This window comes from uncultured Flavobacterium sp., from assembly GCF_963925185.1.
GTDB lineage: Bacteria > Bacteroidota > Bacteroidia > Flavobacteriales > Flavobacteriaceae > Flavobacterium.
The window spans coordinates 1-16,225 of record NZ_CAWURC010000002.1; the positions used below are offsets into that span (position 1 = coordinate 1).

At 34.3% G+C, this 16,225-nt stretch carries 15 protein-coding genes; 13 read left to right on the forward strand and 2 right to left on the reverse strand.

Annotated elements, in window-relative coordinates; translation table 11 throughout:
• The first annotated feature begins 629 nt into the window (after nucleotides 1-629).
• Complete coding sequence (locus tag AABM59_RS00820) at nucleotides 630-1,052, forward strand: hypothetical protein (RefSeq protein ID WP_338407085.1); 423 nt, start codon at nucleotides 630-632, stop codon at nucleotides 1,050-1,052.
• A 72-nt stretch (nucleotides 1,053-1,124) separates the two neighbouring features.
• A complete protein-coding gene (locus AABM59_RS00825; RefSeq protein WP_338407086.1) occupies nucleotides 1,125-2,156 on the forward strand; it encodes a virulence protein RhuM/Fic/DOC family protein in 1,032 nt (343 codons plus the stop codon).
• Nucleotides 2,157-2,231: 75 nt separating this feature from the next.
• Here the strand turns inward: AABM59_RS00825 and AABM59_RS00830 are convergent, their stop codons facing one another.
• The gene (locus AABM59_RS00830; protein ID WP_338407087.1) at nucleotides 2,232-2,408 is read right to left on the reverse strand and encodes a hypothetical protein; all 177 of its coding nucleotides are present in this window, start codon (nucleotides 2,406-2,408) and stop codon (nucleotides 2,232-2,234) included.
• A 211-nt stretch (nucleotides 2,409-2,619) separates the two neighbouring features.
• On the opposite strand from AABM59_RS00830, the gene kduI reads away from it, so the two are divergent.
• From kduI to AABM59_RS00880, 10 genes are all read left to right on the forward strand, one after another.
• Nucleotides 2,620-3,459 (forward strand): 5-dehydro-4-deoxy-D-glucuronate isomerase, encoded by an 840-nt coding sequence (gene kduI, locus AABM59_RS00835; protein WP_338407088.1) that lies wholly within the window; start codon nucleotides 2,620-2,622, stop codon nucleotides 3,457-3,459.
• 5 nt (nucleotides 3,460-3,464) lie between these two features.
• Nucleotides 3,465-4,259 carry a gluconate 5-dehydrogenase gene (locus AABM59_RS00840; RefSeq protein ID WP_338407089.1) on the forward strand — a complete coding sequence of 265 codons (795 nt, stop codon included), beginning with the start codon at nucleotides 3,465-3,467 and terminating at the stop codon, nucleotides 4,257-4,259.
• A gap of 20 nt (nucleotides 4,260-4,279) precedes the next feature.
• Complete coding sequence (uxaC, locus tag AABM59_RS00845; RefSeq protein WP_338407090.1) at nucleotides 4,280-5,680, forward strand: glucuronate isomerase; 1,401 nt, start codon at nucleotides 4,280-4,282, stop codon at nucleotides 5,678-5,680.
• Nucleotides 5,681-5,705: 25 nt separating this feature from the next.
• A complete protein-coding gene (locus AABM59_RS00850; protein ID WP_338407091.1) occupies nucleotides 5,706-6,746 on the forward strand; it encodes a sugar kinase in 1,041 nt (346 codons plus the stop codon).
• Nucleotides 6,747-6,853: 107 nt separating this feature from the next.
• Complete coding sequence (locus AABM59_RS00855) at nucleotides 6,854-7,522, forward strand: bifunctional 4-hydroxy-2-oxoglutarate aldolase/2-dehydro-3-deoxy-phosphogluconate aldolase (RefSeq protein ID WP_338407092.1); 669 nt, start codon at nucleotides 6,854-6,856, stop codon at nucleotides 7,520-7,522.
• Nucleotides 7,523-7,524: 2 nt separating this feature from the next.
• On the forward strand, nucleotides 7,525-8,499 hold the full coding sequence (locus AABM59_RS00860) for a TRAP transporter substrate-binding protein (RefSeq protein WP_338407093.1): 975 nt from the start codon (nucleotides 7,525-7,527) through the stop codon (nucleotides 8,497-8,499).
• Nucleotide 8,500: 1 nt separating this feature from the next.
• On the forward strand, nucleotides 8,501-8,992 hold the full coding sequence (locus tag AABM59_RS00865) for a TRAP transporter small permease (RefSeq protein WP_338407094.1): 492 nt from the start codon (nucleotides 8,501-8,503) through the stop codon (nucleotides 8,990-8,992).
• A gap of 2 nt (nucleotides 8,993-8,994) precedes the next feature.
• Entirely contained in the window at nucleotides 8,995-10,299 is a 1,305-nt protein-coding gene (locus AABM59_RS00870) for a TRAP transporter large permease (RefSeq protein WP_338407095.1), read from the forward strand.
• A gap of 27 nt (nucleotides 10,300-10,326) precedes the next feature.
• Complete coding sequence (locus tag AABM59_RS00875) at nucleotides 10,327-11,772, forward strand: tagaturonate reductase (protein WP_338407096.1); 1,446 nt, start codon at nucleotides 10,327-10,329, stop codon at nucleotides 11,770-11,772.
• Between the two features lie 33 nt (nucleotides 11,773-11,805).
• Complete coding sequence (locus AABM59_RS00880) at nucleotides 11,806-13,416, forward strand: altronate dehydratase family protein (RefSeq protein WP_338407097.1); 1,611 nt, start codon at nucleotides 11,806-11,808, stop codon at nucleotides 13,414-13,416.
• Between the two features lie 6 nt (nucleotides 13,417-13,422).
• On the opposite strand, the gene AABM59_RS00885 is transcribed toward AABM59_RS00880, so the two are convergent.
• Nucleotides 13,423-14,475: a LacI family DNA-binding transcriptional regulator gene (locus AABM59_RS00885; RefSeq protein ID WP_338407098.1), complete on the reverse strand. Its 1,053-nt coding sequence runs from the start codon at nucleotides 14,473-14,475 to the stop codon at nucleotides 13,423-13,425.
• 416 nt (nucleotides 14,476-14,891) lie between these two features.
• On the opposite strand from AABM59_RS00885, the gene AABM59_RS00890 reads away from it, so the two are divergent.
• On the forward strand, nucleotides 14,892-16,211 hold the full coding sequence (locus tag AABM59_RS00890) for a glycoside hydrolase family 28 protein (protein ID WP_338407099.1): 1,320 nt from the start codon (nucleotides 14,892-14,894) through the stop codon (nucleotides 16,209-16,211).
• Nucleotides 16,212-16,225: the final 14 nt, after the last annotated feature.

The following is a 16,225-nucleotide window of genomic DNA, read 5'->3' on the forward strand; positions in this document are numbered from 1 at the left end:
CCACAATACCGCTTCATTTCGTTACACTCCGCAAGCTACGTTTCACTACATTCCAGCAGTATTATGTCTGCCGCCCTTAGTTTCTTCAGCGGTTGCTCCTTCGCACAGCCATCGGGGTTGGCTCCGCTTCCCTCATTTTAATTTTTCAGAAACTCTTGGATTCTACTCACAAATAAGTTCTCTCCAATCACTTCTCATTCGGTCGCTTTGCCCTAAATCAAGGTACCCCGCCACGGCGGGTGACTTAAGTTTTTTCCCCGCCGTTTCACGCTGCTACCCCTTCTCTCCACTCAGCAAGCTACGTTCCGTTCTCGGTCTAGCGTGGCTGTTCGATTGCCGCAACCCCGCCACTGCGCTCCTCATTCATTCCGCTATAATTCCGCTTGCGCTTCATTTTAGCTCCATTCCTTGCGGTACTTGGGGGTGTTAAAATCTTCCACGACAACTATAGTGCATTTTCTTGAAAAGAAAGAGAAAAAAATCCAGCAAATTTAGCATCCATTCCTCACTTCCAGTCGGTCGTGCCTTCCTCCATTCCCGTTCGTCATTACTGCTGATTATATGGCTTTCTTTTTTTCTCTTTTTTCTTTTCAAAAAAATTAAGTCGAATTTTTTAAACCAACAGCACTATGCCAAATTTCATCATCAAGACCCACCAAAAAAACACTGCCTACAAGGGAAACCAAATCTTTATCCTCAACAAAGGAATGAACTCCGGAAAGCCCCAAAAAGAACCTTTTACCAACAGCTTTGTTATACTATGTCCAGACGAAAAGGATGCCGAAACAGTCTACTGGCTTGCATATAGCCTTTGGAAATCAAACTTCTGGCACCAATTTTTAATCGGGTCCGTAATTCCATTTTTGCGAATCAATGATTTTAAGAAAGACTTTGATTATAAAGTCAATAAAATGCTGCAGGAACACGAGCTGCACCAGAAACAAATTCTAGCGTTAAGGTTGCTGGAACAAAAAGAAGATCAATTGCATAAAAACATTGTACTCATTAATGAAATGAGAAGAGCCATTTTGAACCGATATTGTATCAAATAAAAATATAATATTGAATGAAAGTTACATATATTTGATAAATAATTTCTAGTTAAATCAAATTTTAAGAACACAATGTTACCAGAAAAAAAACAAAATATAACTCATCCGAATAACTCTGAACTTGTAACTTTCACACCATCCAATGGACAAGTGGAGTTTCAGGTGGTACTTGATAGTGAACACGATACGGTTTGGGCAACTGAACAGCAAATAACAGCCCTTTTTGGTAAAGCTAGAAGAACTATTGGCGAGCACATCAATACTATTTATAGCGAAGGTGAATTGAACAAAGAATCAACTTGGCGGGAATTCCGCCAAGTTCAAGTTGAAGGTAAAAGAAAGGTAGAAAGAAAAACCGCAATATATAATTTGGATATGATAATTTCTATAGGATATAGGGTTAAATCTCCTATAGGAATTGAATTTAGAAAATGGGCCACAAAACAATTAAAGGACTATTTAATAAAAGGATATGCTATAAACACGGAATTATTAGAAAACCAAAAGGGAAAAATTGTTGAATTAGAAAAACAGGTTGATTTCCTAAATGAAAAAAGATTTGAAACACAAAAAGTATTAACTGATGGTTTCCTTTCAATTATAACTCATTATTCCAAATCATTTGAACTACTTAATAAATATGACACTGAAGATCTATCTATTGACAATTTAAATGACAATATAATATATGTAATTAATTATACTGATGTTAAAAGAGCAATAAAAGAACTCAAAGAAGAGCTAATGAGTAAAAGTGAAGCAAGCCACCTTTTTGGAAATGAAAAAGATGATTCGTTTGAAGGTATTTTAGGTAGTATTTCTCAAACAGTATTTGGAAATTTAGCATATCCTACAATTGAAGAACAAGCAGCTCAACTTTTATACTCGATTATCAAAGGACACTCATTTAGCGATGGAAATAAACGTATTGGATCATTTATCTTTGTGTGGTTTTTAGAACTGAATAATTTTCACCTAAACAAAAAAAGAGAACGAAAAGTAAATGACAATACACTTGTTGCACTCGCCTTAGCAGTTGCTCAGAGTTTACCTGAACAAAGAGAAATTATTTTGAAACTCATCATAAATCTAATAAAAAACTAAACAAATCAAAAAAAGCCAGGTCTCACGACTTGGCTTTCTTAGTTAGTCCGGAAAAGGTTACCAATCATAACTGGACTATTTATTTTTGGTTTTTATCAACCATTTTAAAAGGAGCGAAACCATAAAACTGGCTGTGGCTCCTACGACCGCTAAGATAATTGTTTTTGCAATATCTTCCGAAAGAATATTGGGCAAAATGCTCAAAAATGTCCCGGATACGGTTCCAGTTCGGAGGGAAATATTAGTCTCCATCTCTCGGTTTATTTAGGTTCTCCTCCGCAACAGTCATTTGACTCACCGCAGAGATAACTCCACCTAATTTAAGGTTTTTATTCCTATTTAAATTAGTCTTGAAAACTTGTCCGAATTTTTGGGGGCAGCATAAATGAAAAAAGTAAAAAAAAATAGGATTTAATGTAATTTATATTATATTTGTGTAATCGATTACACAAATATAATAATTATGTCAACAACTTATGAATCACGATACGCCCCTAGTCCAAAGGCTGTAAAATTATATGACACATTTCAACTAAGAGAAGAGTTTTTAATTGAAAACTTAATGGAAGTTGGGAAAATTAACCTCACTTATTCTCATTATGACAGATATATTGCTGGATCTGCTGTGCCATTACAACCATTATCGCTTGAAACCATTGATCCTCTAAAAGCTAAATATTTTTTGGAAAGAAGAGAAATTGGGATTATAAATGTAGGCGGAAAAGGAACTGTGATGATTGATGGAACGGCTTACGAATTAGATTTCAAAGATGCCTTATACATTGGTGCCGGAAATAGAGAAGTTATTTTTAAAAGTGATGATAAAAATAGTCCTGCAAAATACTACCTAAATTCTGCCCCGGCGCATACCAATCATCCAACCAAAAAAGTCAGTAAAGCTGAGGCCAATAAATTAGAATTGGGTTCCTTGGAAACTTCTAACCACCGCACGGTAAACCAAATGATTATTGGCGGAATTGTAACTACTTGTCAGTTACAAATGGGAATGACCGAATTAAAAACAGGAAGTGTTTGGAATACCATGCCGGCTCATATTCATGACCGCAGGATGGAAGTTTATTTTTATCTAGAAATTCCAGAGAATCAGGCAGTTTGTCATTTTATGGGAGAACCACAAGAAACACGTCATATCTGGATGGACAATTACCAGGCGGTAATTTCTCCTCCTTGGTCTATTCACTGTGGATCAGGAACTTCAAATTATACTTTTATTTGGGGAATGGCAGGTGAAAATCTCGATTATGGTGATATGGATGTGTCCAAAATAACCGATTTAAGATAAAAATCATGAGTGATACTTTATTTAATGTCAGCGGAAAAATTGCACTTGTTACCGGAAGCACACACGGATTGGGAAAGGCAATGGCAAGAGGTTTAGGCTTGGCCGGAGCAACCATTATTATAAATGGAAATTCTTCACAAGAAAAAATTGATGCCGCTGTTGCGGAATATCAAAGCGAAGGTATTACGGCCATAGGTTATAAATTTAATGTGACCAATGAGCAAGAAGTGATAACCGCAATTGCTAAAATTGAAGCTGAAGTTGGAAACATTGATATTTTAATTAACAATGCCGGTATTATAAAACGCACACCATTGTTAGAAATGGAAGTTGCAGATTTTAAGGAAGTCATTGATATAGACTTGGTAAGTCCGTTTATTGTTTCCAAACACGTTGTAAAAGGAATGGTCTTAAGAAAGCAAGGGAAAGTGATTAATATTTGTTCCATGATGAGCGAAATAGGTCGTAACAGTGTTGGAGCTTATGCTGCAGCAAAGGGAGGATTAAAAATGTTGACTAAAAATATGGCAACAGAATGGGCCAAATACAACATTCAGGTAAATGGCATTGGTCCCGGATATTTTGCAACTAAACAAACGGAACCAATTCGGGTTGATGGGAATCCATTTAACGAATTTATAATCAACAGAACGCCCGCGGCCAAATGGGGAGATCCAAACGATTTGGCGGGAGCGGCGATTTTTTTATCTTCAAAAGCAAGTGATTTTGTAAACGGTCATATTTTATATGTTGACGGCGGAATCTTAGCAACAATTGGAAAACCTTCAAATGAAGAATAATTTTATTTAAATAAATTAATATGAGCACTAAATTTATACACGATAATTTTTTACTGGAAAATAAATTTGCAGAGGAATTGTATCATAATTATGCTAAAAACCAACCAATAATTGATTATCACAATCATTTGCCGCCACAACAGATTTCCGATAATACAATTTTTAACAATATTACGAATGTATGGATAAATGGCGATCATTATAAATGGCGTGCCATGCGAACATTAGGGATCAACGAAGAATTTATCACAGGAAGTGCTTCTGATAAAGATAAATTTTTAAGTTGGGCTAAAACAGTTCCACATACGATGCGAAATCCGTTATATCATTGGACGCATTTAGAATTGGCAAGATACTTTGATATTTACGATTTATTAAATGAAAATTCAGCAGAAAAAATTTATCAGGAAACCAAAGAAAAATTAAATATAGAAGCGTTTAGTGTACAAAATTTACTTCATAAAGTGAATGTTAAAGTGGTTTGTACTACGGAAGACCCAATCGACAACCTGGAACATCATCAAAAAATAGCAAAAAGTGAGCTTAAGATAAAAGTGAGCACCGCTTTTAGACCAGATAAAGCAATTTTAATTTCAAATGACGGCTACAATAGTTATTTGGATTTGCTCGAAAAAGCCGCTGATATTTCTATTAATTCTTATACAGATTTATGTGACGCTTTAAAAAGTAGAATTCAATATTTTGACACTCACGGTTGTAAGCTTTGTGACCACGGATTAGATCAAATTTATTTTGAAAATTTTACTGAAAGTGAAGTCAATGCAATATTTCAGAAGAAAAGAAATAAGGAGGAAATAAGTAATGTGGAAGCACTTAAATTTCAAAGCGCCATTTTGTTATTTTTATCTGAAACTTATCACGAATTTGGATGGGTGCAACAATTTCATTTAGGTGCTTTAAGAAATAATAATGAACGAATGTTAAGGGTATTAGGACCTGATACGGGATGGGATTCTATAGGCGACTATTCTCAAGCTTCAAAATTGTCTGCATTTTTGAATGCCTTGGATAGTAAAAATAAATTGACCAAAACGATTATCTATAACTTAAATCCAGCCGACAACGAAGTGATGGCGACAATGATTGGTAATTTTAATGATGGCAGCATTAAAGGGAAAGTACAGTATGGATCAGGGTGGTGGTTTTTGGATCAAAAAGACGGAATGACCAAACAATTAAATGCACTTTCTAATATGGGGCTAATAAGTTGTTTTATTGGAATGTTGACAGATTCACGCAGCTTTTTATCATTCCCGCGCCATGAATATTTTAGACGTGTATTATGCAATCTTCTGGGAGACGAAATTAAAAGAGGCGAACTGCCAAACGATATGGAATGGATAGGTAAAATGGTTTCCGATATTAGTTATCACAATGCAAAAGAATATTTCAAATTTTAATCAAAACAATTTATTTTAAAGAATAATGAAAAAAGTAGTCACGTTTGGAGAAATCATGTTGCGTTTGTCTCCACCAGGATTTTTAAGATTTTCGCAGGCAAATAACTTTGATGTTGTTTATGGCGGCGGAGAATCGAATGTTGCAGTTTCTTTGGCAAATTACGGGATTCCGGTAGAATTTGTAACACGATTGCCAAAAAATGATATTGGACAGTGTGCGATGATGGAAATGCGAAAAAGAGGTGTTGGCGTAGACCATATTGTGTATGGCGGCGACCGTTTGGGCATTTATTTTTTAGAAACCGGCGCAGTTTCAAGAGGTTCAAAAGTGGTGTATGACAGAGCACATTCATCTATGGCCAATATCCAGTTGGGAATGATTGATTGGGAAAAAGTATTTGAAGGTGTAAAATGGTTTCACTGGACAGGCATAACACCTGCCATTTCTCAAAGTTCGGCCGATGTTTGTCTGGAAGCGGTAAAAGCAGCCAACAAATTAGGAATAACCATTTCGACAGACTTGAACTACCGTGCAAAATTATGGCAGTATGGCGGCAACAGAGAAGCAATAATGACAGAATTGACTTCTTATTGCGATATTATTTTAGGAAATGAAGAAGATGCAGAAATGCATTTCGGAATCAAACCGGAAGGGTTGGATATTACCACCCAAGGGCACGATGTTAAAGCGGAAGCTTTTTTATCCGTTTGCCAGCAAACGATGGAAAAATTTCCAAAAGCCAAAAAAGTAATCACCACGTTGAGAGGTTCAATTTCAGCTTCGCACAATACCTGGGCAGGCGTTTTGTATGACGGAAAAACAATGCTGCAGTCACCGCAATACCAAATTACAGATATTGTTGACAGAGTTGGCGGTGGAGATAGTTTTATGGGAGGATTGATTTATGGATTGTTAACCTATCCGGAAGATGATCAAAACGCATTGAACTTTGCCGTGGCAGCCTCTTGTTTAAAACACACCATTAAAGGAGATGCCAATTTGGTGACTGTGGATGAGGTTCAAAAATTAATGGACGGAGACGCCTCTGGAAGAGTAGCGAGATAAAAAAATAATTTATGTTAATTAAGTTTTGTTAATTTGGAAAGTTGAGCTGTGAAAATTATAGCTCAACAATCCTAATTAAAATCCACTTGATTTTTAAAATATATAGTATGGCACAATTTACAAGAATAGAAGTTGCAACAGCAATGAAAGAAACAGGGATGATTCCTTTGTTTTTTAACAGTGATATAGAATTAAGTAAAAAAGTATTAAAAGCGTGTTACAATGGTGGTGCAAGATTAATGGAATTCACAGCACGCGGAGATTTTGCCCACGAAGTTTTTGGGGAATTGACAAAATATGCTATTAAAGAATTACCAGGTATGATAATGGGAGTTGGTTCTGTTACAGATGGTTCAGCAGCTTCATTATATATGGCTTTGGGAGCTAATTTTATTGTAACTCCTGTTTTAAGAGAAGACATTGCAATTGCTTGTAACCGAAGAAAAGTATTATGGTCTCCTGGATGTGGAACCCTTACTGAAATTGCACGTGCAGAAGAATTAGGCTGTGAAATAGTGAAATTATTTCCCGGAGATATTTACGGGCCAAATTTTGTAAAAGGAATAAAAGGACCTCAACCTTGGACAAGCATTATGCCTACCGGCGGAGTTTCTCGTACAAAAGAAAATTTAAAAGGCTGGTTTGATGCAGGCGTTACATGTGTTGGTATGGGGTCGCAATTAATTTCAAAGGAAATTATTGCAAACAAAGATTATGCAAAATTAGAGCAGGATGTGGCAAAAGTACTAAGTATCATTAAAAACTTAAAAGAATAATAATGCGATTTAAAATAATTCTATTAACGATTCTTTTTGCAACTATAACGTCTTGCAAAAAAACAGATGGTACTAAGGTCCTTTATTTAGGACATACCTTACCTCAAACGCATCCTGTTCATAAAGGGATATTAGAATTTCAGAAGGCGTTAGAATTAAAGTCCAAAGGAACTTTAAAAGTGAAGATTTTTCCTGATGGCCAATTAGGTTCGGAAAGGGAAGTATTGGAATTATTGCAAATTGGAAGTGTTGCGGCCGCTAAGGTGAGTGCAGCCACATTATCTAATTTTGTTCCAGAATACCATATTTTAGGAATACCATATTTGTTTAGAGATAAAGCGCATCAATTTAGTGTTTTAGAAGGTGAAATTGGAAAATCATTTTTAGAGAAAGGATCCAAATTCTGGTTGCGAGGACTTTGTTATTATGATGCTGGAAGTAGAAGTTTTTATACTAGTGAAAAAGCCATTAGGACGCCAGATGATTTGAAGGGCCTTAAAATTAGGGTAATGAACAATCAAATGGCAATTAACATGGTAAATTCCATGGGCGGAGCTGCAACTCCTTTGGCTTATGGAGAGCTTTATACAGCCATTCAGCAAGGTGTAGTTGATGGAGCAGAAAACAATCCACCATCCTTTGTGTCATCAAACCATTATGAAATTAGTAAATATTATACTTTAGATCAACATTCTTCTGTTCCAGATGTGTTATTGATAGGTACCAAATTTTGGGATAAGTTATCTAAAGAAGAGAGGGTCTGGGTACAGGAAGCAGCAGACGAATCCTCTCAAGCACAAAAAATATTCTGGAATGAATCTGTTGTAGAATCCATGAAAATTGCAAAAGAATGGGGAGTAGAAATAATAATTCCAGAAAAATCTTTGTTCGAAGAAAAATCAAAATCTGTGGTTGAAGAGTTTGTAAAAGAATTTCCTGAGATGGCTAATATTGTAAAAGAAATTAAAAGAAATTAACATGAATAAATCTGAGTTTATTTTTAATAAAGTTAATAAAATCCTTGAGTGGTTTTTGATTATCATTTTTGCACTATTAGTTTTAGATGTGTTATTCCAAGTGTTTTCAAGATATATTTTAGGGACATCTTTTACTTGGACTGAAGAGTTTGCTCGATTTTCATTGATTTGGATGACCATTTTAGGAGCTTCATATCTAAATGCAAAAAGAGAACATTTATCCATGGACTTTTTATATGAAAAACTATCAACGGCCAATAAAAGAAAAACGTCAATACTTATTGAAGTATTCATATTTCTTTTTGCCTTAACTGTAATGGTTATAGGAGGTTTAAATTTAGTTTATACGACACTACATTTAGAGCAATTATCGGGTACTTTACGTATACCTCTAGGGTATGTATATGCTATTTTACCATTTAGTGGTTTTCTAATTATGTGCTTTTCGGTATATCACATAACAAATATTTATACAAACAAAATCAGTAAATAATTATGAGTATAGAAGTTATTAGTATTATTGTTTTGTTTGTCAGTTTCTTTACGCTTTTGACATTGAAGGTTCCAGTTGCATACAGCATTGGAATTGCAACAACTTTAAGTTTATTATTGAATATTGATAAAATGCCTGGTTTAACTACCATTGCTCAACGAATGACTACAGGTATTGATAGTTTTGCCTTATTGGCAATTCCGTTTTTTATATTGGCAGGAGAGATTATGAAGCAGGGTGGTATTGCTAATCGACTTATCAATTTTGCAAAATCTTTGGTAGCAAGCCTTCCGGGTGGATTGGCTTATGTAAACGTATTGGCATCCATGCTTTTTGGTGCCATTTCAGGCTCAGCGGTTGCTGCTGCTTCTGCAATAGGTTCAATTATGACAGATAGAATGGAAGAAGAAGGGTATCCTAGAACGTTCAGTGCATCAGTAAATATTACATCGTCAACAACAGGATTATTAATTCCACCTAGTAATATTTTAATCGTATATGCTTTAGCGAGCGGCGGGACTGCCTCGGTAGCAGCATTATTTATTGCTGGTTATTTACCTGGAATACTACTAGGTTTGGCTATTATGGGATATGTAGCATTTATTGCTGTTAGTAAAGGTTATGCTAGAGGAGAACGGTCAACCTTCATGGAAATTTGGACCTATTTTAGAAAGGCTTTTTTTAGTTTATTATTGTTGGTTGTTGTAGTCGGTGGTATTGTAGCCGGAATTTTTACTGCAACAGAAGCTTCAGTAATTGCGGTATTATATGCAGCAATACTGTCTTTAATTTATGGCGATATGAAAATGAAAAATTTTCCTGAAATATTATTGTCAAGTGGAAAAACAACAGCAGTTGTAATGTTTTTGATTTGTACGTCAATGGCCATGTCTTGGTTGTTTTCTTTTGAAGGAATTCCAGAAATGATCAGCACTTTTTTGTTAGAGTCGTTAAATAACAAGTTTGCCATCTTTTTAGCGATTAATATTATTTTGCTAATTGTTGGAACGTTTATGGATATGACACCAGCTGTTTTAATATTTACACCAATTTTCCTTCCTGTTGTAACTACCTTAGGAATGCATCCCGTTCATTTTGGAATTGTAATTGTATTGAATCTATGTATTGGGATTTGTACACCTCCGGTGGGAACTTTGCTATTTGTAGGAAGTGGAGTCGCAAAAGTTTCGGTCACAAAAGTTATAGGGCCTTTGTTGCCTTTTTTAGCAATTATGCTAGTCGTATTAATGTTAATAAGTTTTATCCCAGAAATATCAATGTTTTTACCAAGACTTTTTGGCTTGTAAGATTTAGGTAATTCAAAAAATAATAAAATGAAAAAATTAAGCAGAAAAAATATTGGATTAGAAAAGAAACTCCCTATAAAAGTTGTTCAATTTGGAGAGGGGAATTTTTTACGTGCATTTGTAGATTATGCTTTTCAAAAATTGAATAAAGAAGTTGATTTTAATGCTGGAGTAGCAGTTGTACAGCCAATAGATAGAGGTTTAGTAAGTATGCTAAATGATCAGGATGGTTTGTTCACCTTGTTTATGAAAGGTGTAAAAAAAGGACAAGAAATCGAGGAGGTTGAAGTGATTTCTAATATTGTTAAAGCGATAGATCCTTATGCAAACTTCAACGATTATTTAAGTTTAGCTAAAGAAGAATCGTTAGCGTTTATTATTTCGAATACAACGGAAGCCGGTATCGCTTATGTAAAAAGTGACACACCGCAAATGCAACCGCCAAGTTCGTTCCCTGCTAAATTAACAGTGCTTTTGCATGAAAGATTCAAACATTTTCAAGGTGATACAAGTAAAGGATTAACCATAATTCCTTGTGAATTGATTAACCATAACTCAGAGACGTTAAAAGAGATTATTTTAAAGTATATAGATGATTGGAATTTAGGTAAGGCCTTTGAAAATTGGTTGTTAAACAGCTGTAGTTTTCATAGTACTTTGGTAGATAGAATTGTGCCAGGGTATCCAAAAGACGAAATTGAAAGTTACAATACTCAACTAGATTATTCGGATAATTTAATTGTTGCAGCAGAAACATTTTTTTTATGGGTAATTGAAGGTGGTGATGATTTAAAAGAAAAATTGCCTTTCCATAAAACAGATTTAGATGTAAAAATTGTGAAAGACATGCAGCCTTATAGAACCAGAAAAGTTCGTATTTTAAATGGAGCACATACTTCAATGGTACCCTTTTCTATTTTATATGGGAATAAAACAGTAAAACAAACTGTAGACAATAATTTCACTGGAAACTTTGTAAACAATGTAATTTTTAATGAAATTAACGACACATTGCCTATGGATAGAGCTGAATTAAAGCTTTTTGCCGAGGAAGTTCTTGATCGATTTAGAAACCCATTTATCAAGCATCAATTAGCAGATATTGCTTTAAATTCAATTTCTAAATTTAAAGTACGTGTGCTTCCAAGTATATTGGAATATGCTTCAATTCATAAAAAATTACCTAAACATCTTACCTTTTCATTTGCGTGTCTAATACGCTTTTATAAAGGGTCATGGAAAGGTGAAAGTTTGCCAATTAATGATAGTAGTGATATTGTTGCCAAATTTGCTGAAATCTGGAAATCAAATGAGTATTCAGAAATAGCTAAAAACACATTGCGTATTAAAGACTTTTGGGGAGAAGATTTAACTAAAGTCGAAAATTTAACAGAGGCTATCACTCTAGCTTTAAAAGAAATTGACACAAATGGCATTGAAGTAGGGTTTACAAATTTTGGTAAAACGTATTAAGTTTTTATTAAAGAACTATAACAAATTAGAAGCATGCAAAACAAACTCATAAAAGTACATCCATCAGATAATGTTGCAGTGGCATTGGTCAATTTAAAAGTAGGGGATATTGTTTCATTTGAAGGACAAGATATTAAAATTCTGTCAGATACCAAATCAAAACATAAAATTGCATTTAAAACATTCGAATCCGGAGAAAGGATTATTATGTATGGCGTCTTGGTTGGAACCGCAAATGGAGCAATACAAAAAGGAGACATTTTAACTACTGAAAATGTAAAGCATCAAAGCGAAAAGGTGTATGGTAAAACAAAAACGATTAGCTGGAAAGCTCCAAATGTTGAAAAATGGAAGGAAAGAACCTTTTTGGGGTATTATAGAGAAGATGGTCAGGTGGGAACTGCCAATGTATGGTTGTTTTTTCCATTGGTTTTTTGTGAAAATAGGAATATTGAAATTTTAAAAGAAGTTTTTGAAAAAGAACTATTAAGGAAAAAAGTAAATCCGCACCAACTACTTCTTAGGTCTTTGGTAAATAATGGTGGGAACGAATCTCTTGATGAAACAAGTTCTACGGACGTGTTTGATAATATTGAAGTTAAATTTATTACTCATCCTGGAGGTTGTGGCGGTATTCGTCAGGATTCCGAAAGTCTTGCCAGATTATTAGCAGGATACGTGAACAACCCAAATGTTGCAGGAGCAACAGTATTGAGTTTAGGATGCCAAAATTTACAGATAGAGGTATTTAATAAAGCATTAAAAGCTATAAATCCCAATATCAATAAACCTGTGATATTGTATGAACAACAAAAAATGGGAACTGTAGACGAAATGTTGAATGCTATAATAATAGATTCATTTGAAGCTATAAAAAAAGCCAATCAAATTGAAAGAAACCCTGCACCCTTATCAAAATTAAAAGTTGGTTTGGAGTGTGGTGGTTCCGATGGGTTTTCAGGCATTTCTGCGAATCCTACCTTAGGTGCTGTTTCCGATATGTTGGCAGCTTTAAATGGAACAGCGATTTTAGCAGAATTTCCAGAACTCTGTGGTGTTGAACAAGAATTAGTAAACAGATGTGTGGATGATGAAAAAGGGGCAAAGTTTTTAAAATTAATGAAAGCTTATGAAAAATCTGTTATTGATGCTGGCTCAGGATTTGACATGAATCCATCACCAGGGAATATTAAAGACGGATTAATTACAGATGCAATGAAATCGGCAGGTGCCGCAAAAAAAGGCGGTACATCTCCTGTGCAAGATGTATTAGATTATGGAGAATACATTTCAAAACCAGGTCTTAATTTATTATGTACACCTGGCAATGATGTTGAAAGTACGACGGCGCTTGCAGGTTCGGGAGCTAATATTATATTATTTACAACAGGTCTGGGTACTCCAACAGGAAATCCAGTGACCCCAGTTATTAAAGTATCTTCTAATACCGAACTTGCTGAAAGAATGCCGGATATTATTGATATAGAGACTGGGCCTATTATACGAGGTGAGAAAACTATTGAGGAAATGGCAGAGGAAATGCTTGAATTAATAATAGAGGTAGCAAGTGGGAAAATAAAAACAAAAGCAACCCTTTTAAACCAAAATGATTTTATTCCTTGGCGTAGAGGCGTTTCACTTTAAAAAACTTTAAAAGGATAACTTCTTTAAATTAGTGTTTGATTCTTGAGTTTTTAAAGAAGATTTTCTAATAATTAATTCAGGTTCTAATACAACCCTCTTTTCTATCTTCATAACACTATTTGAGTTATTCACTTGTTCTAATAAAACTTTTGCAGCTATTTTACCCATTTCAAGAGGTGATTGATCTACCGAAGTTATTGATAATTCCATAAACTTGGTGAAAGGCTCATTCGCAAATCCTGAGACACATATGTCTTCTGGTATTTTAAGCCCTTGGGCTTTAATTTCTTGAATGGCTCCAAGAGCTGTAAAATCACTAGATGAGAAGATCGCATTGGGAGGGTTTTTCATTTCTAATAATAATTGTGCTGCTTTTCTTCCATCTTCAAGTGTACTTTTAGTTTGAATAACATATTCATGTTTGAAATCAATTCCATTATCAAGTAAAGCCTGTTTGTAACCTAAAAAGCGTTCATTAAAGATTTCAATGGAACGATCACCTGAAAAATGTGCGATACGAGTACAACCTTGGTCTATTAAATGTTTGGTGGCTTTGTAGCCCCCTTTAAAATCATTAATGGTTACCGAGCTTACACCGTTCATTGTTTTGCTTCTATCAAAAAACACCAAGGGAATATTTTTTTTAAGTATGCGGTTAAAAGGGTCTATCTTTGTATTGGAAGTAGAGATTAAAATACCATCTACTTGAGCATTCAAAAGCGTGTCAATATTCTCATTTTCCCTATTCTCGTCTTCGTGGGTTTGACAAATAATCACATGATAACCATGTGGGTTAAACTCTTCTTCAATTCCACGAATAACTGAACCAAAAAAACTACTATCTATACGAGGTACAATGACTCCAACATTATGGCTTTTTCCACTTTTAAGAGCTAGTGCAAGTCTGTTTTGTTCATAATTAAGGGCTTTAGCGGTCTTCAAAACCAATTCTCGTGTAGCACTGCTTATTTTCGGATTATTATTCAATGCTCTAGAAACAGTTGCGGCAGTAATATTAAGATTTTTAGCGATATCGTAAATCGTTGTCTTTTTAGTCATTGAATGTAGCCTTTAAATTTTTTAGCAAAATCAGTAAATAATTCTATTAAACGAATTTTTTGTGTTATCGATTACCTTAAAAGACAAATTAAAAATAAAATCGTGAAATACTTGTGATTTTTTTCAAAAATAAGTTATTCTGCTCATACTTACTTTAAAAAGCATCATTATTTTGTACTTGTTAAAAATTATTTAACAAATTATTTGGCGTGTATTAACAATTTGCTTATGTTTGTGTAATCGATTACATCTCTAGCACCTCTGTAACATAAAATTTTAAAATTTAAAGATGCATGATAAACAATAATTTTTTCAATAAACAACAGACATATTTATTTTTGTTAATATTTGTGATTTTAATTATTTCATGTAAAGAATCTAAGGTTCATGTTGTTGAAAATGTTCCATGGAAATTAATGGAAAAGATAATTGACACTGTTGTGGAGCCAACTTTTGCAGACAACACCTTTAATATTTTAGATTTTGGTGCAGTCGCAGATGGAATTTCTGACAATACGGAGGCATTTAAAAAAGCGATAAAAAAATGTACCGAAAGCGGAGGGGGTAAAGTAATTGTGCCTATTGGAAAATACTTTACAGGGGCAATTCATTTAGATAATAATGTAAATCTTTATTTGGATGAAGGATCTGAAATTTTATTTAGCACCAATCCACTTGATTATCCAATTGTACATACCTCATTTGAAGGGACTGAACTTATGAACTATTCCCCATTAATTTACGCATATAAGAAAAAAAACATTGCAGTAACTGGTGAAGGCATATTAAATGGACAGGCAAATAATCAAAATTGGTGGACCTGGAAAGGAAGCAAGGATTATGGATCGAAAAAAGGAGATCCAAGCCAATTGGATTCGCTTTCCCTTCCTAGACTGTTAGAAATGGCTGAAAATAATATCGCCGTTTCAGAAAGGATTTTTGGAGAAGGTTTCTACCTAAGGCCAAACTTTTTTGAGCCTTTTGATTGTGAAAATGTACTTATTAAGGACGTGAAGATTATCAATTCGCCTTTTTGGGTGATGCATCCAATTAAATGTACCAATGTTATTGTTGACGGGGTTACCGTTGAAAGTCACGGACCTAATAATGACGGCTGTGATCCGGAATATTCAAAAAATGTTATTATTAGAAATTGCACTTTTAATACAGGAGATGATTGTATCGCCATAAAGGCCGGAAGAAATGCTGATGGCAGACGTGTGGCCATAAAAAGCGAAAATATTGTGATCCAAAATTGTAAAATGATTGATGGGCACGGTGGCGTAGTAATAGGAAGTGAAATTTCTGCAGGCGTTAGAAATGTTTTTGTTGAGAATTGTGTGATGGATAGTCCAAACTTAGATCGAGCAATTAGAATTAAAACCAACTCCAAAAGAGGAGGCGTAATTGAAAATATATATGTAAGAAATATTGAAGTTGGAGAAGTTAAGGAAGCTGTGTTAAAGATTAATATGTTTTACGATTTTTATGGCAATCAAACTGGCAATTTTATTCCAGTAATCCAAAATATATATCTTGAAAACATTAAAGTAAAATACGGTGGCAAGTATGGTATTTTAGCGAAAGGCTACAAAGAATCCACCATTAAAAATGTGACGCTTAAAAACGTTGTGATTGAAAACGTTGACACCATTTATTCATTGGAAAATGTTGAAAATCTACAATTTGAAAACACTTATATAAATGGAGAACTAATGAAAAACCTGAATAATTAATCAAACATTAACCA

Coding starts and splice junctions, on each gene's coding strand:
- AABM59_RS00870 (WP_338407095.1), top strand. CDS start 8,995: ATGAGTATAGAAGTTATTAGTATTATTGTTTTGTTTGTCAGTTTCTTT.
- AABM59_RS00860 (WP_338407093.1), top strand. CDS start 7,525: ATGCGATTTAAAATAATTCTATTAACGATTCTTTTTGCAACTATAACG.
- AABM59_RS00840 (WP_338407089.1), top strand. CDS start 3,465: ATGAGTGATACTTTATTTAATGTCAGCGGAAAAATTGCACTTGTTACC.
- AABM59_RS00875 (WP_338407096.1), top strand. CDS start 10,327: ATGAAAAAATTAAGCAGAAAAAATATTGGATTAGAAAAGAAACTCCCT.
- AABM59_RS00830 (WP_338407087.1), bottom strand. CDS start 2,408: ATGGAGACTAATATTTCCCTCCGAACTGGAACCGTATCCGGGACATTT.
- AABM59_RS00825 (WP_338407086.1), top strand. CDS start 1,125: ATGTTACCAGAAAAAAAACAAAATATAACTCATCCGAATAACTCTGAA.
- AABM59_RS00850 (WP_338407091.1), top strand. CDS start 5,706: ATGAAAAAAGTAGTCACGTTTGGAGAAATCATGTTGCGTTTGTCTCCA.
- AABM59_RS00865 (WP_338407094.1), top strand. CDS start 8,501: ATGAATAAATCTGAGTTTATTTTTAATAAAGTTAATAAAATCCTTGAG.
- kduI (WP_338407088.1), top strand. CDS start 2,620: ATGTCAACAACTTATGAATCACGATACGCCCCTAGTCCAAAGGCTGTA.
- AABM59_RS00820 (WP_338407085.1), top strand. CDS start 630: ATGCCAAATTTCATCATCAAGACCCACCAAAAAAACACTGCCTACAAG.
- AABM59_RS00880 (WP_338407097.1), top strand. CDS start 11,806: ATGCAAAACAAACTCATAAAAGTACATCCATCAGATAATGTTGCAGTG.
- AABM59_RS00855 (WP_338407092.1), top strand. CDS start 6,854: ATGGCACAATTTACAAGAATAGAAGTTGCAACAGCAATGAAAGAAACA.
- AABM59_RS00885 (WP_338407098.1), bottom strand. CDS start 14,475: ATGACTAAAAAGACAACGATTTACGATATCGCTAAAAATCTTAATATT.
- AABM59_RS00890 (WP_338407099.1), top strand. CDS start 14,892: ATGGAAAAGATAATTGACACTGTTGTGGAGCCAACTTTTGCAGACAAC.
- uxaC (WP_338407090.1), top strand. CDS start 4,280: ATGAGCACTAAATTTATACACGATAATTTTTTACTGGAAAATAAATTT.